The organism is Mesorhizobium sp. M0894 (genome assembly GCF_040319725.1).
In the GTDB taxonomy this organism is placed as follows: domain Bacteria; phylum Pseudomonadota; class Alphaproteobacteria; order Rhizobiales; family Rhizobiaceae; genus Mesorhizobium.
Window position 1 is genome coordinate 90,884 of sequence record NZ_JAMYOG010000012.1, and the last position, 23,597, is coordinate 114,480.

Annotated in this window: 15 protein-coding genes and 1 tRNA gene; 5 read left to right on the forward strand and 11 right to left on the reverse strand. The window is 62.5% G+C overall.

Annotated elements, in window-relative coordinates:
* Window positions 1-2: 2 nt before the first annotated feature.
* Together betA and betB are read left to right on the forward strand one after the other, a co-directional pair.
* Window positions 3-1,655, forward strand: a complete 1,653-nt coding sequence (gene betA / locus NKH91_RS22245) for a choline dehydrogenase (protein WP_023718434.1) — start codon at window positions 3-5, stop codon at window positions 1,653-1,655.
* Between the two features lie 57 nt (window positions 1,656-1,712).
* A complete protein-coding gene (gene betB / locus NKH91_RS22250) occupies window positions 1,713-3,176 on the forward strand; it encodes a betaine-aldehyde dehydrogenase (RefSeq protein WP_023718435.1) in 1,464 nt (487 codons plus the stop codon).
* Here betB and NKH91_RS22255 read toward each other — a convergent pair.
* Both NKH91_RS22255 and NKH91_RS22260 read right to left on the reverse strand, forming a co-directional pair.
* Window positions 3,140-5,410 (reverse strand): AGE family epimerase/isomerase, encoded by a 2,271-nt coding sequence (locus NKH91_RS22255; RefSeq protein ID WP_352848163.1) that lies wholly within the window; start codon window positions 5,408-5,410, stop codon window positions 3,140-3,142. The genes betB and NKH91_RS22255 overlap by 37 nt on opposite strands.
* 15 nt (window positions 5,411-5,425) lie before the next feature.
* Window positions 5,426-6,940 (reverse strand): phosphomannomutase/phosphoglucomutase, encoded by a 1,515-nt coding sequence (locus tag NKH91_RS22260; protein ID WP_502899020.1) that lies wholly within the window; start codon window positions 6,938-6,940, stop codon window positions 5,426-5,428.
* A 205-nt stretch (window positions 6,941-7,145) separates the two neighbouring features.
* Between NKH91_RS22260 and NKH91_RS22265 the strand changes: the two genes are divergently transcribed.
* Window positions 7,146-7,222 (forward strand) — tRNA-Pro (locus tag NKH91_RS22265).
* 70 nt (window positions 7,223-7,292) lie between these two features.
* Here the strand turns inward: NKH91_RS22265 and NKH91_RS22270 are convergent.
* The 4 genes from NKH91_RS22270 to NKH91_RS22285 form a co-directional block, all read right to left on the reverse strand.
* A complete protein-coding gene (locus NKH91_RS22270; RefSeq protein ID WP_352848366.1) occupies window positions 7,293-8,912 on the reverse strand; it encodes an ABC transporter ATP-binding protein in 1,620 nt (539 codons plus the stop codon).
* Window position 8,913: 1 nt separating this feature from the next.
* Window positions 8,914-10,032: an ABC transporter permease gene (locus tag NKH91_RS22275; protein ID WP_023718439.1), complete on the reverse strand. Its 1,119-nt coding sequence runs from the start codon at window positions 10,030-10,032 to the stop codon at window positions 8,914-8,916.
* Window positions 10,025-10,948 (reverse strand): ABC transporter permease subunit, encoded by a 924-nt coding sequence (locus NKH91_RS22280; protein ID WP_023718440.1) that lies wholly within the window; start codon window positions 10,946-10,948, stop codon window positions 10,025-10,027. The genes NKH91_RS22275 and NKH91_RS22280 overlap by 8 nt, the downstream gene beginning before the upstream one ends.
* Window positions 10,949-11,114: 166 nt before the next feature.
* Window positions 11,115-12,707, reverse strand: coding sequence for a peptide ABC transporter substrate-binding protein (locus NKH91_RS22285; protein ID WP_352848362.1), 1,593 nt, complete (start codon window positions 12,705-12,707; stop codon window positions 11,115-11,117).
* A 373-nt stretch (window positions 12,708-13,080) separates the two neighbouring features.
* On the opposite strand from NKH91_RS22285, the gene NKH91_RS22290 reads away from it, so the two are divergent.
* Both NKH91_RS22290 and NKH91_RS22295 read left to right on the forward strand, forming a co-directional pair.
* Window positions 13,081-13,560, forward strand: coding sequence for a TadE family protein (locus NKH91_RS22290; protein WP_084642568.1), 480 nt, complete (start codon window positions 13,081-13,083; stop codon window positions 13,558-13,560).
* A 1-nt stretch (window position 13,561) separates the two neighbouring features.
* Window positions 13,562-15,346: a pilus assembly protein TadG-related protein gene (locus NKH91_RS22295; protein WP_023718443.1), complete on the forward strand. Its 1,785-nt coding sequence runs from the start codon at window positions 13,562-13,564 to the stop codon at window positions 15,344-15,346.
* Window positions 15,347-15,359: 13 nt separating this feature from the next.
* Here NKH91_RS22295 and bglA read toward each other — a convergent pair whose 3' ends face one another.
* The 5 genes from bglA to glgC all read right to left on the reverse strand — a co-directional run bounded on the left by bglA (window position 15,360) and on the right by glgC (window position 23,581).
* Entirely contained in the window at window positions 15,360-16,988 is a 1,629-nt protein-coding gene (bglA, locus tag NKH91_RS22300) for a beta-galactosidase BglA (protein ID WP_023718444.1), read from the reverse strand.
* A complete protein-coding gene (gene glgX / locus NKH91_RS22305; protein ID WP_023718445.1) occupies window positions 16,978-18,981 on the reverse strand; it encodes a glycogen debranching protein GlgX in 2,004 nt (667 codons plus the stop codon). Before glgX ends, bglA begins: the two co-directional genes overlap by 11 nt.
* Before the next feature lie 253 nt (window positions 18,982-19,234).
* Window positions 19,235-20,863 carry an alpha-D-glucose phosphate-specific phosphoglucomutase gene (locus NKH91_RS22310; protein ID WP_352848360.1) on the reverse strand — a complete coding sequence of 543 codons (1,629 nt, stop codon included), beginning with the start codon at window positions 20,861-20,863 and terminating at the stop codon, window positions 19,235-19,237.
* A gap of 3 nt (window positions 20,864-20,866) precedes the next feature.
* A complete protein-coding gene (glgA, locus tag NKH91_RS22315) occupies window positions 20,867-22,312 on the reverse strand; it encodes a glycogen synthase GlgA (protein ID WP_352848357.1) in 1,446 nt (481 codons plus the stop codon).
* A gap of 3 nt (window positions 22,313-22,315) precedes the next feature.
* A complete protein-coding gene (gene glgC / locus NKH91_RS22320) occupies window positions 22,316-23,581 on the reverse strand; it encodes a glucose-1-phosphate adenylyltransferase (protein ID WP_352717089.1) in 1,266 nt (421 codons plus the stop codon).
* Between the last annotated feature and the right edge of the window lie 16 nt (window positions 23,582-23,597).

The window sequence follows — 23,597 nt, forward strand, 5'->3', positions numbered from 1 at the left end:
CCATGCTTGAAGCGGATTTCGTCATCATCGGCTCCGGCTCGGCCGGCTCGGCCATGGCCTACCGGCTGTCGGAGGACGGCAAGCATTCGGTGATCGTCATCGAATATGGCGGCAGCGATATCGGGCCGCTGATCCAGATGCCGTCGGCGCTGTCGATCCCGCTCAACATGAGCCTCTACGACTGGGGCTTTGCCAGCGAGCCGGAGCCGCATCTCGGCGGCCGCGTGCTGGCAACGCCTCGCGGCAAGGTCATCGGCGGCTCATCCTCGATCAACGGCATGGTCTATGTGCGCGGCCATGCCCGCGACTTCGACCATTGGGCCGAACAGGGCGCGGCCGGCTGGGGCTTCGCAGACGTGCTCCCGTACTTCAAGCGAATGGAGGACAGCAATGGCGGCGAGAATGGCTGGCGCGGCCATGGCGGCCCGCTGACTGTGCAGCGCGGCTCGCGGACCAATCCACTCTACGGCGCCTTTGTCGAGGCAGGCCGTCAGGCCGGTTTCGAGCTAACCGATGATTACAATGGCGCGAAGCAGGAAGGTTTTGGGCCGATGGAGCAGACCATTCGTGGCGGTCGCCGCTGGTCGGCGGCGAGCGCCTATCTCAGGCCGGCACTCAGGCGGAAAAATGTCAGCTTGGTCAAGGGGTTCGCCCGACGGGTAATCATCGAGAATCAACGCGCCACCGGAGTCGAGATCGAAGCGCGCAAGCGGATTCAGGTGATCAGAGCGCGGCGTGAGGTGATCGTTGCCGCGTCCTCGATCAACTCGCCCAAGATCCTGATGCTGTCCGGCATCGGCCCCGGCCAGCACCTCAAAGAGAACGGCATTCCGGTGATTGTCGACCGGCCCGGCGTCGGCCGCAATCTGCAGGACCACATGGAACTCTACATCCAGCAGGAATCGACAAAGCCGATCACGCTGAACTCCATCTTGAACCCGTTCTCGAAGGCATTGATCGGCGCGCAGTGGCTGTTCTTCAAGTCCGGCCTCGGCGCCACCAATCATTTCGAGGCGGCCGCCTTTGTGCGCTCGCGCGCCGGCGTCGATTATCCCGATATCCAGTATCACTTCATACCGGCAGCAGTCCGCTATGACGGCAAGGCGGCGGCGAAGGCGCATGGCTTCCAGGCGCATGTCGGGCCGATGCGGTCGAAGTCGCGCGGTTCGGTCACGCTGCGCTCGCCCGATCCCAAATCGAAGCCGGTGATCCGCTTCAACTACATGTCGCATCCGGACGACTGGACGGAGTTCCGCCACTGCATCCGGCTGACCCGTGAGATCTTCGGGCAAGCGGCCTTCGATCCTTACCGCGGCAAGGAACTGTCGCCGGGTTCGCACGTACAATCGGACGACGAGCTCGACGCCTTCATCCGCGACCACGCCGAAAGCGCCTATCACCCTTGCGGCACCTGCAAGATGGGCCGTGCCGACGATGCGATGAGCGTCGTCGATCCGGAATGCCGCGTCATCGGCGTCGAAGGGCTGCGGGTCGCCGATTCCTCGATCTTCCCGCGCGTCACCAATGGCAATCTCAACGCGCCGTCGATCATGACTGGCGAGAAGGCCGCCGACCACGTTCTCGGGCGCTCGCCGCTGGCGCCGTCCAACCAGGAACCATGGATCAATCCGCGCTGGCAGGCGTCGGACAGATAGGCCATGATCCGGCGGACGCACATTCCGCCTGCCGCGAAAGACGATTGGAGAACAGTCATGCGCGCCCAGCCAACGGCATCGCATTATGTCAACGGCCGCTATATCGACGACGAGCGCGGCGCGCCGCTGCCGGTCATCTATCCGGCGACCGGCGAGACCATTGCCATGCTGCGCTCGGCGACGCCGAACGTGCTTGAACTCGCGATCGAAGCCGCGCGTGCGGCACAGCCGGCCTGGGCACGGCTGAAGCCGGTCGAGCGCGGCCGCATACTGCGCCGTGCCGCCGACATTTTGCGCGCCCGCAATGCCGATTTGGCGCGTATCGAGACGCTCGACACCGGCAAGCCGATCCAGGAGACGCTGGTTGCGGACGCCCCTTCGGCGGCGGATTGCCTCGAATATTTCGGCGGCGCGGTCGCCGCCTTTAATGGCGAGGCCGTCGATCTCGGCGGTCCCTTTGCCTATACCAGGCGCGAGGCGCTCGGCGTCTGCGTCGGCATCGGCGCGTGGAACTACCCGATCCAGATCGCCGGCTGGAAATCCGCACCCGCCCTCGCCATGGGCAATGCGATGGTGTTCAAACCGTCGGAAAACACGCCGCTTTCAGCGCTGGCGCTCGCCGAAATCTACACCGAGGCCGGGCTGCCCGACGGGCTGTTCAATGTCGTGCAAGGTTTTGGCGATGTCGGCGCCGGCCTTGTCGGCCATGAGGTCGTCGCCAAAGTCTCGGTGACCGGCTCAGTGCCGACCGGCCGCAAGGTGCTGTCGCTCGCCGGCTCGAAGATGAAGCACGCGACGATGGAGCTCGGCGGCAAGTCGCCGCTGATCGTCTTCGAAGACGCCAACCTCGAAAACGCCATCGGCGGCGCGATGCTCGGCAATTTCTATTCGACCGGTCAGATCTGCTCCAACGGCACACGGGTCTTCGTGCAGCGCAGCATCCATGACCGTTTCGTCGAAAGGCTGACCGAGCGGACCAAGAAAATCCGCATCGGCGACCCGCTCGACCAGGACACGCAGATGGGGCCGCTGGTCTCGAAGGCGCAGCACGACAAGGTCGTCTCATACATCGAGGCCGGCAAGCAGGATGGTGCGGTGCTCGCCTGCGGCGGCAATGTGCCTTCGCTGCAGGGTTTTCAGGGCGGCTTCTTCGTCGAGCCGACGGTGTTCACCGGTGTCACCGACACGATGCGCATCGCCCGCGAGGAGATTTTCGGGCCTGTCATGAGCGTGCTGAAGTTCGACAGCGAGGACGAGGTGATCGAGCGCGCCAACGACACCGAATTCGGCCTCGCTGCAGGCGTGTTCACGCGCGACCTGGCGCGCGCCCACCGTGTCATCGCCGAATTGCAGGCCGGCACCTGCTGGATCAACGCCTACAATCTGACGCCGGTCGAAATCCCGTTCGGCGGCTTCAAGCAGTCCGGCATCGGCCGCGAGAATTCGCTCGCGGCATTGGCACTCTATTCGCAGCTAAAGTCGGTCTACGTCGAGACCGGTGATGTCGCCAGCCCGTACTGATCCTTGCGGGCCGTACCGTCCAGATACTGCGTCAGCGCACAGACCAGATGGTAGAAGATGCTGGCCGGCACCTCGCTTGCCAGCGAGCGGCCACGCTCGTCGATGCGGTCGATCCACAGGCCGAGCGGTGCCGGATTGATGTGCCAGCGGAACAGCCGGCCGACACGCGCCTCGATTTCCGGCTTCAGGTCGGGACCGCCCGAGCCGTCCAGCGCGATCGCTGCCTTGATTGCTTCGGCCTGCGGCCAACTGCGCGAGACGCGGTCGAGCGGCAGCCCTTGCCGCGAGACGGCGCCGTAGGCGAGGCCTGTGGCGCGGTTCAGGCCATTGGCAATCGCCGACGCGTAGAGTTTCCTGGCGAGGCCGGTCAAGCCGCTCTGGCCGCTGCGGCCCGCGAAGTCGACCAGCAGCGAGGCCCATTCGAAATGATGGCCCGGTTCGGTCCACGTGCCTTTCTCGCCAGGGGCTGGCCGCCATTCATTGTCGAAATACTCACCCAGCGTCCAGCTTTCCGGGTCGAAGAAATGGCTGCGGAACAGATCGACGATGCGCGCGGCGCGGCGAAGATAGGCGCGCTCGCCGGTCGCCTGATGCCAGGCCAAAAACGCCTCGAGCAGATGCATGTGCGGGTTGGAGCGGCGTTCGCCCTCGCCGCTCGAGGTCTCGCGGAAGCCGGTCAGGCGTTCGTCCTCGAGATGCGCGTCGATGAACGCAAAGGTCTCCTCGCCAAGCCGCAATGCATCCGGATTGCCGCACATATGGGCATGCGCCAGCGCCAGAAGCACGCAGGAATGGTCATAGGCATCCTCGGCGGCATCGGCGACGGTGCCGTCGACGTTGAGCGTGCGCACCCAGCCGCCATTATCGGTGCGGCCGTTCCTGGCCATGAATTCGAGGCCGTGGCTAATCAGCCGATCGGCCGGGCCGTTCCAGCCGCGCGCCTTGGCGACGGCGAAGGCATAGATCTGCCTGGCCTGCGTGCGCATGCGCTTGGGTTTCATCAGCGGGGTGGCGTCGAAACCGAGCGCCTCATGGAACCCGCCATGGCGCTCATCGACGCCGATCGTCGACCACAGCGGCACCGTCTCCTCGAACAGCCAATGGTGCACGCGGCGTTGCCAGGCGCCGCTTTCGATGACGCGATCGTCGGCGGGCGTGAACCTGGTCTCCAGGCGGCCGCTCTTTTCGAGCTGCTCGACGATCTTCTTGACGTTCTGGCTGTGGCTGACCGGCGCGACGAAAGTGGCGTCGGCGGTCGAGACGATGGCGACGTCCTTCAGGCCAATGGCCGACAGCAGGCGGCCGTCGCTGCGGATATAGGAGTTCTCGCAATCGATGGCGACGACGTCGCCGACAATGACGTTGCCCTGCTTGTCGGACGGCCCGACATCGAGCAGCGATTGCCAGGAACCGAGATCGTTCCAGCGAAAGCCGGCCGGCACCATGGCGATGCCGCTGGCGCGCTCCATGATCGCATAGTCGATCGATGTCGAAGGGATGGCGGCATAGAGCTCCAGAGGCATGTAGAGGCCGGAAAGATCCGATGTCGCAGCCTGGTAGGCAGCCTCTGTGGCGCTCCAGATGTCTGGCTGGAAAACGATGAACGCGTCGCGCATGGCACTGGCGCGAAACAGGAAGATGCCGGTGTTCCAGTAGAAATTGCCGGCCTCAAGATAGCTCTGCGCGGTGGCGAGATCGGGTTTTTCGACGAAACGCGAGACATCGCAGATGCCATCGCGCTCGCCTGCCACCTCGATGTAGCCATACCCGGTCTCCGGTTGGGTGGGCTTGATGCCGAACACCACCAGCCTGCCTTCGCGCGCCGCCGCCGTGCCGGCCTCGACGCTCCGCCAGAATTGCTGCGCGGTCGCGATCTCATGGTCGGACGGCACCACCAGCACCAGGCTGTCGCCGAATTCGGACAAAGTGCGCAGGCTTGCCAAAGCGACGGCCGCGGCAGTGTTGCGTCCGGTCGGCTCGAACAGCGGGCCGCCGCCGGAAAGCTCGTGGCCGGCAATGTCGGCATGAACGCGGTCGGCGTGCCTTTCCGAGGCAATCAGGAAAACCGGCGTTTCGCCTTCCGGCCGCGCAGTCAGCCGGCGTAGCGTCTTGGCCAGCATCGAGCCGTCGCCGGAGAAATCATGGAACTGCTTGGGATTGTCCTCGCGCGACAGCGGCCACAGCCGCGAGCCGATGCCGCCGCTCATCACAAAACTGACGATCCGTTCGGTCATGAAAATAAGTCCCGCTCAAAAGGTCTGATTGTAGGCGCCGACTTCCGGGCTGCGGCGCAGCACCGCGTCGACGGCTTCGAACATCTGGCGACGCCGCTCGGACGATACCGGGCTTTCGACCACCACCACAAGCTCCGGCTTGTTCGATGATGCCCGCACCAGCCCCCAGGTACCATCCTCCGCCACGACCCTGACGCCGTTGACGGTGATCAGCTCGGCGATCTTCTGGCCGGCGAAGACCGCGCCCTCGTCCTTCATCTTGCGAACATCGCCTACGACCCGCTCGACGACGCCGTATTTGAGCTCGTCGGCGCAATGTGGCGACATGGTCGGCGTGCCGAACGTCAGCGGCAGATCGCGGTAGAGGTCGGCCATGCTGCTTTGCGGGCTGCGATCCAGCATCTGGCATATAGCAATGGCCGTGACCAGGCCATCGTCATAACCGCGGCCAATCGGCGGATTGAAGAAGAAGTGGCCCGATTTCTCAAAACCGGCGACAGCGCCGAGCTCGGCGACGCGCCGTTTGATATAGGAATGACCGGTTTTCCAATAGTCGGTGACCGCGCCATTTTCCCGCAACACCTTGTCGGTCATGAACAATCCGGTCGACTTGACGTCGACGACGAAAGTCGAGCCGGGATAGAGGTGTGAGATGTCGCGCGCAAGCATGACGCCGACCTTGTCGGCGAAGATCTCGTTGCCTTCATTGTCGACCACGCCGCAGCGGTCGCCGTCGCCGTCGAAGCCGAGCCCGACATCGGCGCCAGTTTCCAGCACCTTGTCGCGAATGGCGTGCAGCATCTTCATGTCTTCGGGGTTGGGATTGTAATTGGGAAACGTATGATCGAGCGCGACGTCGAGCGGAATCACCTCGCAGCCGCTCCTTTCCAGTGCCTCGGGAGCGAAAGCCCCGGCGGTGCCGTTGCCGCAGGCGGCCACCACCTTGAGCTTCCTCGAGATACGCTTTCCCGCTGTCAGATCGTCGAGGTAGGTTTTGCGGAAATCCGCAACGAAGTCATAGGAGCCGCCACCGACAAGGTCGAAATCGCCTGAGAGCACGATCGCCTTCAGCGCACTCATCTCCTCCGGACCAAAGGTCAGCGGGCGCGCCGCGCCCATCTTGACGCCGGTCCAGCCATTCTCGTTATGCGAGGCGGTGACCATGGCGACGGACGGCGTGTCGAGCGCGAATTGGGCGAAATAGGCCATCGGCGACAAGGCCAGCCCGACATCCTTGACCCGCGCGCCGGCGGCCATCAGCCCGGAAACCAGCGCCAGCTTGATGGCAAGCGAATAAGAGCGGAAATCGTGACCGGTGACGATGTCGGGTCCGGCACCCAGACGGCGGATCAGCGTGCCGAGCCCCATGCCGAGCGCCTGGACGCCGATCAGATTGAGCTCCGGCGGCTCGTTCGAACCGGGATGGCCAAACCACCAGCGCGCATCATATTCGCGAAACCCGGATGGCTTGATCAACGCCGAGGTTTCGAACTCAAAAGTGTTTGGTTTGACATCGCTAACGATCTTCATCGACAAGGCTGCAACTCCAGGCGGCTGAATCAGATGCTTCGAGGCAAGTGGACGGTTACCTAGAAGCCCCTTTAAGCCGTGTTTGTGCGACAGGAAACTGAAACCTGTATGACGTAGCGGCTAAAGCGAAAGAAATGCGACGGAAGCGCTGCCATTGGCGCTTGCAGTAACCAAATGCGGCGGCTATAAGCCCGCGGTCTGGTCACGGAGTGTAGCGCAGCCTGGTAGCGCACATCGTTCGGGACGATGGGGTCGCAGGTTCAAATCCTGCCACTCCGACCAGAAAAAACAGCGGCTTAGCTGTTCTTGTTCCCGAAACAACCACCTTCCGCCGCAGTTCTGACCAATCGCGCTATGCGCTCAGGCGAAATCGCGTCACATCGATGGCCGCGGCCATCAGTGTCTGCGTATAGGTTGCCTGCGGATTGCTGAAGATCGCCTCGGACGGCCCCTCCTCGACGATCTTGCCCTGCTTCATGACGATGATGTAGTCGGCCATGGCGCGCACGACCGCGAGATCGTGGCTGATGAACAGATAGGACAGTTCGTGGTCGGCCTGCAGCTTGCGCAGCAATTCGACGATCTGCTTCTGCACGGAGCGGTCCAGCGCCGAGGTCGGCTCGTCCAGCACCACCACTTTCGGCTTCAGTATCATGGCGCGCGCAATGGCGATGCGCTGCCGCTGACCACCGGAGAATTCGTGCGGATAGCGGTTGCGCGTGTTCGGGTCGAGCCCGACTTCGAGCAAGGCATCGACGGCGCGGAGATCGCGCTGCCTGCCCGACAGATTGGGCTCGTGGACCAGGAGCCCTTCGGTGATGATCTGGCCGACGGTCATGCGCGGCGACAGCGAGCCGAACGGGTCCTGGAAGACCAGCTGCAATTCGCGCCGCAGCGGCCGCATCGCCTGGCGGTCGGCGTGGGAGATGTCGCGGTCGCCAAGCCGGATGATGCCGTCGCTGGGCAGGAGCCGCAGCAAGGCGCGGCCGAGCGTCGACTTTCCCGAACCGGATTCGCCCACGATGCCGATGGTCTGGTTGCGCTTCAGCCGGATCGAAATGCTATCGACAGCGCGCAATATCAGCGGTTCTCCACCAAGAAAGCCGCCGCCGATCTTGAAGGTCACTTCGACGTTCCTGCCTTCGAGCAGGACGGGGGCATTCGGAGGCGGCGGGGCCTTGGTGCCGGTCGGCTCGGCGGCAAGCAACATCTTGGTGTAGGCGTGCTGCGGGTCGACGAAGATTGCTTCCGCCTCGCCCTCCTCGACGACCTCGCCATAGCGCATCACATAGACCCGGTCGGCAAAGCGCCTGACGATTCCGAGATCGTGGGTGATGAAGACGATCGCCATGCCGAGCTTGCGCTGCAGTTCGGCGAGCAGCATGAGGATCTGCGCCTGGATGGTCACGTCGAGCGCCGTCGTCGGCTCGTCGGCGATCAATATGTCGGGGTCATTGGCCAGCGCCATGGCAATCATGACGCGCTGGCGCTGACCGCCCGACATCTCGTGCGGATAGGATTTCATCCGCCGCTCCGGATCTGGAATATGGACCAGCCGCAGCAGCTTGAGCGCCTCTTCGCGCGCCTCGGCGGCGCCAAGCCCGCGATGCTTGCGGATCGGTTCGATCAACTGGCTACCGATCGAATAGAGCGGGTCGAGCGAAGTCATCGGCTCCTGGAAGATCATGCTGATCTTGCGGCCGCGGATCTTGTTGAGCTCGGGCTTGCTCAGGGTCAAAAGATTGCGGCCGCGGTAGTCGACGCTCCCGGTGGCTTCGCCGTTCGAGGCCAGCAGGCTCATCGCCGCCATCATCGTCTGGCTCTTGCCGGAGCCGGATTCGCCGACGACGGCTACCGTCTCGCCTGATTTAACATGGATATTGATGCCCTTCACCGCCTCCACCACGCCGTCGAGCGTGCGGAAGCGGACGCGAAGATCCTTGACGCTGAGAATGGTTTCGGAAGCAGCCATCTCAACGATCCCTCGGGTCGAGCGCGTCGCGCAGCCCATCGCCGACGAAATTCAGCGCGAACAATGTCGAGACGAGAAAGAAGGCCGGGAACAAAAGCAGCCAGTTGGCCGAGCCGATATTCTGGGCGCCGACCGAAATCAGCACGCCCCAGCTGGTCATCGGCTCCTGGACGCCGAGCCCGAGGAACGACAAAAAACTCTCCAGGATGATGACCTGCGGCACCAGCAGCGTCATGTAGATCACCACCGGCCCGAGCAAATTGGGGATCACATGGCGCAGCAGAATGCCGCGCTGCCCGACGCCCATCGCCTCCGCCGCCTGGACATATTCCTGCCGGCGGATCGATAGCGCCTGTCCGCGCACGATGCGCGCCATGTCGAGCCACAGCACGGCGCCGACGGCCAGGAACATCAGCACGAAATTCCTGCCGAAGAACACCACCAGCATGATGACGAAGAAGATGAACGGCAAAGAATAAAGCACGTCGACGATACGCATCATCACCTCGTCGACCCTGCCGCCGGCAAAGCCGGCGGTGGCGCCATAGAGCACGCCGATCACCACCGCCACAATGCCGGCAAGCAGGCCGATGGCCAGCGATATGCGCCCGGCCATCAGCGTTCGCGACAGGAGATCGCGGCCGGTATTGTCGGTGCCGAACAGGAAATATTGCTGCTTGATCGATGCACTCATCACCATTTCGAGACCGTCCGGCGATTTGCTCTCGATCTTTGTGTCATCGAAGGTATCGGAACGATCAAGGTAGCGAATGTTGCGGTCGTCGATCGGCTTGGACGATCTGACGGTAACGAACACACGGCTGCCCTCCTGCCGCCACTCCTTGATGTCGACGCGCATACGCCTGATCGCCTCGTCGAGAGCGCCTTCGATCATGTCGGCCTTTGGATAGGCGGAGAAGCTCGGCGGCGTGCGGACATAGTCGCCATAGATGGTGGTGTATTGGTGCGGCACGAAAGAGGGTCCAAACACGCTGATGACGGCGATGAAGGCAAGATAATAGAGGCTGAACATGGCCGCGCGGTTGGCCTTGAGGCGCGCCCACGCATCCCCCCACAGGGATCGGCCGACGACCGGTGCTGCAACTGCGATATCAGTCATAGCGCACCCTCGGATCAACGACACCATAGAGGACGTCGACGATCAGGTTGAAGACAATGGTGAAGAGCGCGATGACCACCACCGTCCCCATCACCAGTGTGTAGTCGCGATTGAGTGCGGCAACGACAAAATGGCGGCCGATGCCCGGGATAGAGAAGATGGTCTCGACGATGATCGAGCCGGTGAGAAGGGCTGCGGCCGCCGGACCGGTGAAGGAGACGATCGGCAGGATGGCGCCGCGCAGCGCATGCTTGACGACGACCGACCAGTTCGACAACCCAAGCGCGCGGGCGGTGCGGATGTGATGCGAGTGCAGCGATTCGATCATCGAGCCGCGCATCAATCGAGCGACGATGGCGATCTGCGGCAGAGCGAGCGTCAGCACCGGGCCGACCTTATTGATGACGGCTCCATCGCCCCAGCCGCCGATCGGCAGCAGCTTCCAGGTCAATCCGAATACAAGCTGGATCACCGGAGCGATGACGAAGGTCGGAATGGTGCTGCCGGCGGTCGCCAACGCGATCACCGAATAGTCGGCAAGCTTGTTCTGGTTGAGCGCGGCAACAGTGCCGAGCACGCTGCCGAGAAGCAGCGCCAGAACGAGCGCCGAAGCGCCGAGTTGGATCGAGATAGGCAGGCCTTCCCTGAACAACTCGCCGACGGTGAAATCCGGCATGTTGTAGCTGGGGCCGAAATTGCCGCGCAGAAGATTGCCTAAATAATGGAGGTACTGCAGCCAGAGCGGGTCGTTGAGCCCGAACTGGGCTTCGAGATTGGCCCTGATCTCGGGGCTCAGGCCCCGCTCCTGGTTGAACGGGCCGCCCGGCGCGACGCGTATCAGGAAGAACGCTATGGTCACGATGACGAACAGCGTCGGGATGGCGGTCAGCAGCCGCCGAAATACGTAACGCAGCATCGGTGCCCCGCTTGATCCAGAGCAGCGCGCGTCCAACTGGACGATTGCGCTCTAGCCTTCAAATCTTCGCACCGACATTGTCGAAAATCGAATCCGGTTCCCGGGCCGATGCGATGGCAAACCAGCGCCGCCGCGCATCGAGTTGCGCGGCGGCCTGGCTAAGGGATCAGTCCTTGCTGATGAAGCGGGACGGATGGATGTCCATCACATTGTCGTCGAAGCCGTGCAGCTTCGAGGAAACGATGTCGTGGTAGCTGTAGTAGAGAAGCGGGATGTTACCGACATCGTCGACGAGGATGCGCTCGGCCTTGGCGAGTTCCTTCATGCGCTCTTCGGGCTTGCCGCCGGCGGCGGCGGCCTTGTCCATGGCCTCTTCGTATTTCGGGCTGACGTAGCTCGAATAGTTGTTGCCGCTGGCCTTGCGGGTGATGCCAAGGAAGGTTTCCGGATCCTTGTAGTCGGCGATCCACGCGGCACGCGCCACATCATAGTCGCCCTTCTGCTCAAGGAAGGAGTAGTGGGTCTTGGTATCGGTGTTGAGCAGCGTGACCTCGACGCCAAGCGGCTTCAGCTGTTCCTGGATGGCGACAGCGGTGTTCTTGTGGTTTTCCGAGGTGTTGTAGCGGATCTGCATCTTCAACGGATGCTCGGGCGTATAGCCGAGCTTCTCCAGGATTTTCTTGGCTTCATCCTCGCGGTCGATCTGCGGCATGTCAGCGTATTTGGCCAGTGCCGGCGTGTAGCCCTCGATGCCCGGAGGCACCATCGAATAGCCGGGCAGCATCGAATTCTGCCAGACTTTTTCGGCGAGAAAGTCGCGATCGATCGCCATCGAGATGGCGTTGCGCAGTTCGACATTGTCCCACGGCGCCTTGTCGGTCTTGATCGCATAATAGTAGGTGCCGAGATATGGCCCGACACGGACCTGGTCGCCGAATTTGGACTTGAGATCGGCGAGCTGTTCCGTCGGCAGGTCACCGTAACTGTCGAATTCGCCGGCCTCGAAGCGCTTCATCGCAGACGAGCGATCCTCGGTCGGGATGTAGTTGACCACGTCTAACTTGACGCTGGCGGCGTCCCAGAATTTCGGATTCTTCACCAGCTTGAGATGGTCGTTGGGAATCCACTCCGCCGCTGTAAAGGCCCCGTTGGAGACCAGCTTGCCTGCCTTGATCCAGTCGGCGCCAAGCTTTTCGATGGACGCCTTGTTAACCGGAAAGGTCGCCTGATGGGTCAGCATCTCCAGGAAGTAAGGCGTTGGCGCCTTGAGGGTGACTTCGAGGGTATTTGCGTCAATCGTCTTGACGCCCATATCCTCCGGCTTTCCCTTCTTGGTGTTGACTTCCTCGGCACCCTTCACCGGATAGAGCATGGAAGCGTATTCGGCAGCGGTGGCCGGATCTTCCAGCCGACGGAACGAATAAACGAAGTCGTCCGCCGTCACCGGGCTGCCATCCGACCAGAGGCCGTCCTTGCGCAGCTTGAAGGTGTAGACAGTGCCGTCGTCGGACACCGTCCAGCTTTCGGCTGCGCCCGGAATGAGGTTCGTCTTCTGGTCATGCATGACGAGGCCCTGGAACAGGTCGCGTATGATATCGGCTTCGTAGACCGTCGAGGTCTTGTGCGGATCGAGCGTCTCCGCTTCGGCGGCGGCTCCGCGGTTGTAGACGGTTTCGGCGAAAGCCGGCGTGTAGAACGTACCGGCGGCCAAGACCATGGTCGTGGCGAGTACCGTCGCCTTCAGCACATGTTTCAGCATGGAGTTCTCCCTAATGACGTCGCCCTTCAGCTACGTCTCTAAGTGTTGACGCCCCGAAACCGATTGGCTGGTTCCTTTCGAGCGCGCAGCCGGTTCCCTTTCCGGCAGCTGGTGGCCAAACAGTAACGTGGAGATTTTTTATTTCAACAGACTCTCGGGGTCACCCAAAGTAAGGGGGCCGGGGCAGCCGCTTTGCGAACCGCCAATCAATGATCGAAAGCATGAGTTTGGCTGGGTTTCCTGGCCAGAACGCCGATAATCTGGCTGATCATTTCAGTTTACCGGAATGTATTAATTGGTTCTTAGGCAACCAAGGGTTACAAATCCCGATGGGTTCGGCACATCGACCTTTATGGTCCAACGGGCAAGGGCAATGAACAAGATAGACAGTAATACTGTCACATTAAAGCGTAAAATATTGCGCCCAATAAGGGCAAATCTACGCAAAATTGGAGAAGAATCCGGAACTTCCGCGGTCGAATTCGCCCTGCTTTCCCCGATCTTTATCCTGCTCGTACTCGGAATGGTTGCATATGGTATCTATTTTGGTGCAAGCAACTCGTTGCAGCAAATCGCCGCCGATGCCGCCCGTACTGCAATTGCCGGATTGAACCAAACCGAGCGCCAGGCGCTGGTGGCGGGTTTCGTCAAAAACAATGCCAGTGGATACCCGTTCGTCGATTCCGGCAAGCTGACCTATCAGGCGACGGACAGCACGGCCGACGGAAATCAGTTCGTCGTGTCGATCCAGTACGATGCCAGCAACCTGCCGATCTGGAACCTGTTGCCCAGCCTTGCGATGCCGCAAACCACGATCTCGCGCAGGTCTACCATCAGGATTGGAGGCATTTGAAATGTCGCAGTTCTTGCTGAGGGGCATCGGGCGGATCGCTCGCTCCATCGTTGGCGACAAGAAGGCGAACTTTGCCGTCATGACTGCGCTGATAGCGCCATTCGCGCTGGGGCTGGCGGCCTTCGCTGTCGACGAAGGTTCGATCTACACGGAGCGCAGGGAAGCCCAGGCGATGACCGATCTGGCGGCGATCACCGCGGCGTCGAACATCAACAATATGGAAGCCGCGGCGGTAACCACGCTCAGTGACAACCGAATGCCCGGCATCATTGTTCAAAAGCCGGGTGAGACAATCGTTCCCACGGTTGGGAAAACCGTCGTGTCCGTCACCGGCGGCCGATACTCAGCGGCGTCCTCGGTCGGGGTCGACAAGCGCTTCGAAGCCGGTAAAACGCCTTACAACGCCGTTCGCGTCACTCTACACAAAATCCCCGCCCGGTATTTCGCCAGTTCGCTCATCCCTACTCCGGTTGTCGGCACCGAAGCCATTGCCAGCATGACGCCGCAAGCGATGTTCTCGGTCGGATCCAGGCTTCTCAGCGTCAACGGCGGCATCCTCAACGCGCTTCTCAGTAAGCTGCTGGGCGGAAACATCTCGCTCAGCGTCATGGACTACAACGCGCTGATTTCGGCCGACGTCAACGTGCTTTCGTTCGTCGATGCCCTTGCGGTGCAGTTGCAACTGACCGGCGTCAGCTATTCCGAAGTGCTGGCCTCGAAAGCGACGGTAGGCCAGATCGCGACCGCCATGGCCAATGCTTCGGGGACGGGCAGCGCCAGCAAACTTGTCCTACAGACAATCGCGTCGAGGGCTACCAACACGGCCAAGATACCGCTCAATCATCTTGTCGACCTTGGTTCGATCGGCAAGCTCGGCCTCGGACAAAAGTCTCCAGGCTTTTCCGTCGACGCAAGCGCGATGGGCATGCTGGGTGCCGCCGCCTCGCTGGCCAATGGCTCAAACCAGGTCCAGGTCGATCTCGGCGCCACTATTCCGGGACTTACCTCCACCACGCTCGCCGTCGCCATCGGTGAACCGATGCAATATTCACCCTGGCTGGCCGTCGGGGAAAAAGGCACCGTGGTGCGCACTGCGCAGACACGAATCAAGCTGGTCACCACAGTCGGCATCGGCAATTCCAATCTCGGCGGCGGCATCAGTCTGCTATCCGTCAACCTGCCTCTGCATGTCGAAGTCGCCTATGCGGAAGCCAAACTAACCGACATCAGCTGCCCGACGGGCCGGCCGGATAGCATCAAGGTCTCGATCGCCGCGCAGCCTGGCGTGGCCTCGCTGCACCTTGCCGCCAGCGACGCCGACAACAACCCATCGGCCTTCGCCGATTTCAGCAATCCGCAATCGTTCTCCGATGCCACGATTGCACAGGTAAGCGTGAAGCTCCTGCTGCTCACCCTCAATCTGCTCGATGTGAAGGGTTCTTCAGCACTTGCGATCACCAACAACGATCCGACCACATTGACGTTCGACAGCACCGATATCGCCAACAAGACGATAAAGACGGTTTCGACGAAGAACCTGACGCAATCGCTCACCACGTCACTGGTCAGCGGGCTGTCGCTCTCGGTCAATGCGCTGGGCCTCGGGCTGGACGTGACGGCTCTGCTCGGAACGGTGAAGCCGGCGGTGGTAACGGTTCTGAACGGCGTGACGGCGCCTGTCGACGCACTGGTTTATAACGTTCTTGCAGCGCTTGGCGTGCATGTCGGCGAGGCCGATGTCCGGGTTGTCGGCGCGACTTGCGGGCGCTCCGTACTCGTTCAATGAGATCAAATAGAGATCAGCCGATCCGGCCGAGAAAGCAGCCGAGCGGCGGCAGGGATAGAGCTCCTTCCTGCAAGACGCCGGTAGTACTGCCAAGATCTATCGGCTCTATCACATCCAGATCCGGCGGCGATTGCCAGCCGGCCGGCTCATCGGCAAAATTGAAGACGCAGAGCAGCTTTTCGTCACCGCCTTCGCGAATGAAGGCAAGGACGTCGCCCTCAGCATCGAGAAACCGGATCGAGCCTCGAACCAGCGCCGGATGCTGCTTGCGCAAGGCCAGCATCGCCCGGTAGCTCGCCAGGACGGAGGTTTGCTCGCCGTCCTGGACATCGACCGCGCGGGCGCGATGGTTTGCCGGGACCGGAAGCCACGGCTTGCCGGTTGAAAAGCCGGCATTATCGGCGCCAGCCTCCCAGACCATCGGCGTGCGGCACCCATCCCGCCCCTTGATCTCCGGCCAGAAGCGGATGCCGAAAGGATCGCGCAAATCCTCGAACGCCAGTTCGGCCTCCTCCAGCCCGAGCTCCTCGCCCTGATAGAGGCAGATCGACCCGCGCAGGCAAGAAAGCAGCACGATTGAGAATTTCGCCACCCTGTCCGGATCGCCGCCCGGCCTTGTCCAGCGGCTGACATGGCGCACGACATCGTGGTTGGAGAATGCCCAGCAAACCCAGCCGTCGAACACCGTACTCTCGAAGGCCTCGACACAACCGCGCACATGCGCCGCGGAGAATTGCGGGCCAAGCAGGTCGAACGTGTAGGACATTTGGAGCTTGTCGCCGCCGCCCGTGTAGGCGGCAAGCGTCTGCAACGAACGGCTTTCGTCACCAATCTCGCCGACCGCGGCGCGGCCTTCGTACTCGTCAAGCAACGCCCGGAAGCGCCTGAGAAAAGCAAGGTTTTCCGGCTGCGTCTTGTCGAACAGATGCTCCTGGTAAAAATAGGGGCTGGTTGCCGTATTGGTGCCGGCGACGCTTTCCGCCAAAGGCGGGTTGCTGCGGAGCCAGCGGTCGTGGACGTAATAGTTGACCGTATCCAGCCGGAAACCGTCGACGCCACGCTCGAGCCAGAACCGCACCGTTTCCAGCAAGGCGTCCTGCACCTGCGGATTGTGGAAATTCAGGTCCGGCTGCGAGGCGAGGAAATTATGCAGGTAATATTGCCTGCGCGTTGCGTCCCATTCCCAGGCGGGGCCGCCGAAAAGCGACAGCCAGTTGTTGGGCGCGGTGCCGTCGGGCTTCGCATCGGCCCAGACGTACCAGTCGGCCTTGGCGTTATCGCGGCTCGTTCGGCTTTCGACGAACCATTCGTGCCGATCCGACGAATGTGACAAGACCTGATCGATGATCACTTTCAGGCCGAGCCGGTGCGCCTCTGCAATCAGCGCGTCGAAATCCTCTGATGTGCCGAACATCGGATCGACGGCGCAGTAATCCGATACGTCGTAGCCCATGTCGGCCATTGGCGACTTGAAGAAAGGCGACAGCCAAACGGCGTCGACACCGAGCGATGCGACATGGGCAAGCCTCGAGGTGATGCCGAGGAGATCGCCGCTACCGTCGCCTGTCGTGTCCTGGAAGGAGCGCGGGTAGATCTGGTAGATGACGCAGCCGCGCCACCATTCGGCATTGTCACCCATCATGGCTCTCCCCTGCGCCCGCCTGCGCGGCCCTGCTTTCGATCATGAATATGACCGTTCGCCCCAAAACCGGCCGTGAGATATCGCCACTATCCGTTTCGATGGCTGGGCACCAATGAAAACCCGCCCGTTCCGGCAGCGTGAACATGCAGGCCCGACGGTCACCATTGATGATCACGGCAAGGCGACCGTCCTCATCGCCGAGAACCATGACCAGCCGATGCCGCCTAGGATCGTGCCAGGCTGCTTCGTCGAGCGGCACGCCGGTTTCGCTCAGCCAGACGACGTCAGCTATTTCCGAGCCGGCCGCAGGCTCGCCGGTGAGAAAGCTTGCGTCCAAAAGCGCCGGCGCGGCACGACGCATCTTGGCGAGCAGAGCCGTGTACCGCTCCAGCGCCCGGTCGCGCCCGGCCCAGTCGAGCCAGGTGATGTCATTGTCCTGCGCGTAGGCGTTGTTGTTGCCGCGCTGCGTGCGGCCGAATTCGTCGCCGGCCGTCAGCATGATCGTGCCGCGCGAGGCAAAGAGCGTCGCCAGCAGTGCGCGTTGGTCATCGAAACGGGCCGTAACGATTGACTGGTCGTCGGTCTGGCCCTCGACGCCATTGTTCCAGGACAGGTTGTCGTCGTGGCCGTCGCGGTTCTGTTCGCCATTGGCCTCGTTGTGCTTGTGTTCATAGGCAACGATGTCGGCCAGTGTCATCCCGTCATGTGCGGCGATGAAATTGATGCTGCGGACCGTTGCCTGGCCTGGTTTGGCAAAGACATCGGACGACCCCGCAAGCCGCGTCGCCAGCGCACCGATCATGCCGCCGTCGCCGCGCCAGAAGCGGCGGATATCATCACGGTATTTGTCGTTCCATTCGAGGAAGGGCGGCGGAAAATTGCCGAGCTGATAGCCATCCGGTCCGATGTCCCAGGGCTCAGCGACCAGCACACGGTCGGCAAGAACTGGGTCGTTGCGAATGGCGTTCAGCAGCGGCGCATCGGCGTCGAAAACGCCGTCGACGCGGCCAAGGATCGGCGCCAGGTCAAAGCGGAACCCGTCGACACCGGCGTGCTGGACAAAGTGGCGAAGCGTGTCGAGGACCATTTCCCGGACGACCGGATGATCGCAGGCAACCATATTGCCGGTTCCGGTGTCATTGACCAGAGCGCCGTCGGCCTCGTGCCGGTAGTAGGCGCGGTTGTCGAGCCCGCGCAGCGACAATGTCGGGCCGAGCCGGTCGCTTTCGCCGGTGTGGTTGAACACCAGGTCGAGAATGGTACCGATGCCGGCCTCGCGCAGCGCGGCGACCGTTTCGCGCAGCTCAGCCAGACCGCCGGGCGCCAGTCGCGGATCCAGCGCCATGAAGGTCACGGGATTGTAGCCCCAGGCGTTGCCCAGCCCGAGCGGCGGCAAATGCCGTTCGTCGATCGATGCAGTCACCGGCATCAACTCCACGGCTGCAACGCCGAGTTTTTGCAGATGCTCGACAACAAGAGGATGAGCGAGGGCTGCAATGGTGCCGCGTTGCTTCTCGGGAATGTCGGGATGCAGCTTTGTGAAGGCGCGCACCTGCACCTCGTAGATGAGGCCGCCGGGCCTAAACAGAGGCGGCAAGGCGGGCAAGGGTTCCGGCAAGGCGCCGGCAATGGCCTTCGGCATCAGCGACGCCGTGTCGCCCCCCTCGCCCTGGCGTGCGGCGAGCCGGCCGTCATAGGCATAGGGTCTGTCGATCTCGACGGCATAGGGATCGGCCAGCAGCTTGTCGGGATCGAACCAGAGCCCCTGTTCCGGCGCGTAGTCGCCATCGGCGCGGAACCCGTATCGGGTGCCGGCGGCGAGACCGGCAACAAAAAGCGTATGCACGCCGTCGCCCTCGGGCTGCAGTTCAAGCCGGTCGATCTCGCGCCTTCCTCGCTCGTCGAAAATCGAGACCCAGATGCGCCGAGCCGACGAGGACCATACGGCGAAGCGAATGCCTTCTTTGGTGATGGTTGCGCCGAGTTGGCTCACGCGCGCTCACAGCAGCAGGTCGTAGACAGTTTGAGGCGTTGCCAGGTTAGCTCCCCCTTCTCCCGTTGTGGGAGAAGGTGTCGCCGAAGGCGACGGATGAGGGGTGCTCCAGCTTGGCGCGGACGGCATTCCTTCCAACACCCCTCATCCGTCTCGGCGCTTCGCGCCGATCCACCGCCCGGGGGCGAGCCACGGGTCTCGCCCCGTCCTTCGGACCCCACAAGGGGAGAAGGAAAGGCGCGCCGCTCCAAGCTCACGTAATCACGCTCGGCTTGGCGCGGCCGGTATGGCTGCGAATCCCGGCAATGTCGTCGGCCGCCGCAATCAGATCGGCAAGCGCCTCCTGGGTGTCGAGATCGTGGCGGCTCTTGTCTGGCTCGTAGCGCTCGAAATAAAGGCGCAGCGTCGCGCCCGAGGTGCCGGTGCCGGACAGGCGGAAGACGACGCGTGAGCCGCCTTCGAACAACACCCTGATGCCCTGGTTCTTGCTGACCGAGCCATCGACCGGATCGTGATAGGCGAAATCATCGGCGCTGGCGATCGTCATGCCGCGCACGCTGGTGCCAGGCAGCGAGCCGAGCTTGGCGCGCAGCTCGTCGACAAGCGCGTTGGCACGATCGGTCTCGACCTCCTCGTAGTCGTGGCGCGAATAGTAGTTGCGCCCATAGGCCGCCCAATGCTCGGTGACGATCTGCCTGGCGCTTTCACCACGCGCGGCAAGGATGTTGAGCCACAAAAGCACGGCCCACAGCCCGTCCTTTTCGCGGACATGGTTGGAGCCGGTCCCCGCACTCTCCTCGCCGCAGATCGTCGCCATGCCGGCATCCAGCAGATTGCCGAAGAACTTCCAGCCGGTTGGCGTTTCATAGATGCCGATGCCGAGCTTTTCAGCGACCCGGTCGGCGGCACCGCTGGTCGGCATTGAACGGGCGATGCCTTTCAGCCCGGCCTTGTAGCCCGGAGCCAGATGGGCATTGGCAGCGAGCATCGCCACCGAATCCGACGGGGTTATGAAAATGCCCTTGCCGATGATCAGGTTGCGGTCGCCGTCGCCGTCGGAGGCAGCGCCAAAGTCGGGCGCATCCGGCCCCATCATCTCGTCGTAGAGGTGTTTTGCATGCACCAGATTGGGATCGGGATGGTGGCCGCCGAAATCCGGCAGCGGGATAAAATTGCGAGCGGTGCCGTTGGGCGCGCCTAGCCGGTTTTCGAGGATCTCCTTGGCGTAGGGGCCGGTCACCGCATGCATGGCGTCGAAGCGCATGCGGAAGCCTGATTTGAACAGCGCCCGCAAGGCATTGAAATCGAACAGGCTTTCCATCAGTTCGGCATAGTCGGCGACCGGATCGATGATTTCGACGGTCATGTCTCCTGCCTTGACCGTGCCGATCGTGTCGATGTCGACCGGTCCGATATCGGCGATCTTGAAGCTCGAAATCGCCTTGGTTTTTTCGAAGATCGCGTCGGTCAGCTTTTCCGGCGCCGGGCCGCCATTGCCGGCATTGTATTTGATGCCGAAATCCTCATGCGGGCCACCCGGATTGTGGCTGGCGGACAGGATGATGCCGCCGAAGGTCTTGTATTTGCGGATGACATGCGAAGCGGCCGGCGTGGATAAGATACCGCCCTGCCCGACCATCACCTTGCCGAAGCCGTTTGCCGCGGCCATGGCGATGGCCTTCTGGATGACCTCGCGGTTATAAAAGCGGCCGTCGCCGCCGATCACCAGGGTCTTGCCCTCGAACCCGTCCAGCGCGTCGAAGATCGACTGGATGAAGTTCTCGGCATAGTGCTCCTGCTGGAACACCGGGACTTTCTTGCGCAGCCCGGAGGTGCCGGGCTTCTGGTCGGGATAGGGTTTTGTGGCGACAGTGCGGATCATCAGTCAGGCAGCCCTTTTCGAAAGCAGCAAGCGATAGAGTTGGACATATTTTTCGGCGCTTTTGTCCCACGACACGTCGGCCTTCATGCCTTGCCGCTGCATCGACGCCCACACCGCGGAATTGGCATGCGCTTCGACAAGGCGGCGGATGGCGTGCAGCAGGGCGCCAGCATTGGCGGGCGCAAACTGGAAGCCGGTCGCCACGCCGGCAGAGATGGCGGCTTCGTTGGCATCGATAACCGTGTCGGCAAGGCCGCCGGTGCGCGCGACGACCGGCACGCAGCCATAGCGCAGGCCGTAAAGCTGCGTCAGCCCGCAAGGTTCGAAGCGCGACGGGATAATGATGGCGTCGCAGCCGCCCTGCATGGTGTGGGAGAGCCCCTCGTCATAGCCGACGACGACGCCGATGCGACCACGATGGCGGGCTGCGGCGGCAAGCAACGCGCCTTCGAGACCGGCGTCGCCAGACCCAAGGATTGCCAGCCGTGCACCTGCCGCGACGATACCGTCGACGGCCGCCGCCAATATGTCCATGCCCTTTTGCCAGGTCAGCCGGCTGACAACGCAGACGATCGGGCTGTCATCGCGATCGAGGCTGAAACGGTCCTCGACCGCGGCCTTGTTGGGCATTCGCGCCTTAAGCGTCTTTGCCGTGTAGTTGGAGACCAGATGCGTGTCGGTTTCCGGGTTCCAGATCTCGGTATCGATGCCGTTGACGATGCCATGGAGATCGACGGAGCGCATGTTGATCAGGCCGTCGAGGCCCATGCCGAATTCGGGCAAGCGGATTTCCTGCGCATAGGTCGGGCTGACCGTGGTGATCGCCCAGGCGGCCTGCAGGCCGGCCTTGAGGAAGCCGACGCCGCCATAATATTCGACGCCGTCGAGCGCCATCGCCGCCGCCGGCAGGCCAAGCTCGCCAAAGATGCCGGCGCCGAACTGGCCCTGGAAGGCGAGGTTATGGACGGTGATCATCGACGGCGTGCCGACCGCCTTGCCGTAGCGCATATAGGCGAGCGTCATTGCCGACTGCCAGTCATGGGCATGGACGATATCGGGCAGGTAGCCGGAGATGGCGCCGGCAGCAATATCACCGCCGACCTGGCTCAAGGCCGCGAACCGCCGCCAATTGTCCGGCCAGTCGGCGCCGGTCGCGTTGCCGTACGGGCCGCCGGGACGGTCGAAAAGATGCGGCGCGTCGAGCACAAACAGGTCGAGCCCGGCGATCTGGACGGCATGCACCGAAGCCTTCCCACCCTGCAGCAATGGATATTGCTGAACCGCCTTCTTTTTCCTGAAGGCGCCCATCACCTGAGGATAGCCGGGGACGAGCGTGCGCATGTTGACGCCGTTGCCGGCCAATGCCACGGGCAAGGCGCCAGTCACGTCGGCGAGCCCTCCGGTTTTGACCAGCGGAAAGATCTCGGGCGCCACCGACAGAACCTGCATGCACTACGATCCCAGCCTGTTGACCATGTCCTGCGTGACCAGGCAGATGCCTTTTTCCGAAACGCGGAAACGCTTGGCGTCGAGGACAGGATCCTCGCCGACCACCAGCCCCTCCGGGATCCTGACGCCGTGATCGATGACCACGCGCTTCAGCCTGGCGTTGCGGCCGACATGGACATCGGGCAGCATGACGACCTCCTCCAGCGTCGAATAGGAATTGATGCGCGCCCCGGTGAAGATCAGGCTTCGCTTCAGCGAAGCGCCCGAAACGATGCAATCGCCCGACACGAGAGACGACACGGCCGACCCGCGGCGGCCATCTTCGTCATGCACGAACTTTGCCGGCGGCTTCAACTCGGCGTAGGTCCAGATCGGCCAGTCGCGGTCGTAGAGGTCGAGTTCCGGCGTGATGTCGGTCAGGTCGATATTGGCTTCCCAATAGGCGTCGACCGTGCCGACGTCGCGCCAATAGGCCTCGTTCTCGGCGGTCGAGCGCACGCAGGATTTGGCGAAACGATGGGCGATCGCCTTTCCGTGCTCGACGATGTAGGGGATGATATCCTTGCCGAAGTCACGGCTGGAGCCGGGTTCCGCCGCATCGCGACGCAATTGCTCCATCAGGAACTTGGTCTTGAACACATAGATGCCCATCGAGGCCAGCGCAAAATCCGGCTTGTCGGGAATGCCGGGCGGATCGGCGGGCTTCTCGATGAAGGAGATGATGGTGTCCTTGGTGTCGACATGCATGACGCCGAAGCCGGTGGCTTCCATGCGCGGCACTTCGAGGCAGCCGACGGTGACATCGGCGCCGGCCTCTACATGCTGGCGCAGCATCAATTCGTAATCCATCTTGTAGACGTGGTCGCCGGCCAGGATGACCATGTATTCCGGCCCATAGGCCTCGATGATGTCGATGTTCTGGTACACGGCGTCGGCGGTGCCCTCATACCACTGTGTTTCCGACACACGCTGGCTGGCCGGCAAGATGTCGAAACTCTCGTTGCGCTCGGGCCGCAGGAAGTTCCAGCCGCGCTGCAGGTGGCGGATCAGCGAATGCGCCTTGTACTGGGTGGCGACGCCGAGGCGACGGATACCGGAATTGAGCGCATTGGACAGCGCGAAATCGATGATGCGGGTCTTGCCGCCGAAATAGACCGCCGGCTTGGCGCGGCGGTCGGTCAGTTCCTTGAGCCGGCTGCCACGGCCGCCGGCCAGCACATAAGCCATGGCGTCGCGTGCCAGCGGCTGTGTTCGTTTTATTTCAGCCATTCCTATCCTCCCAGGT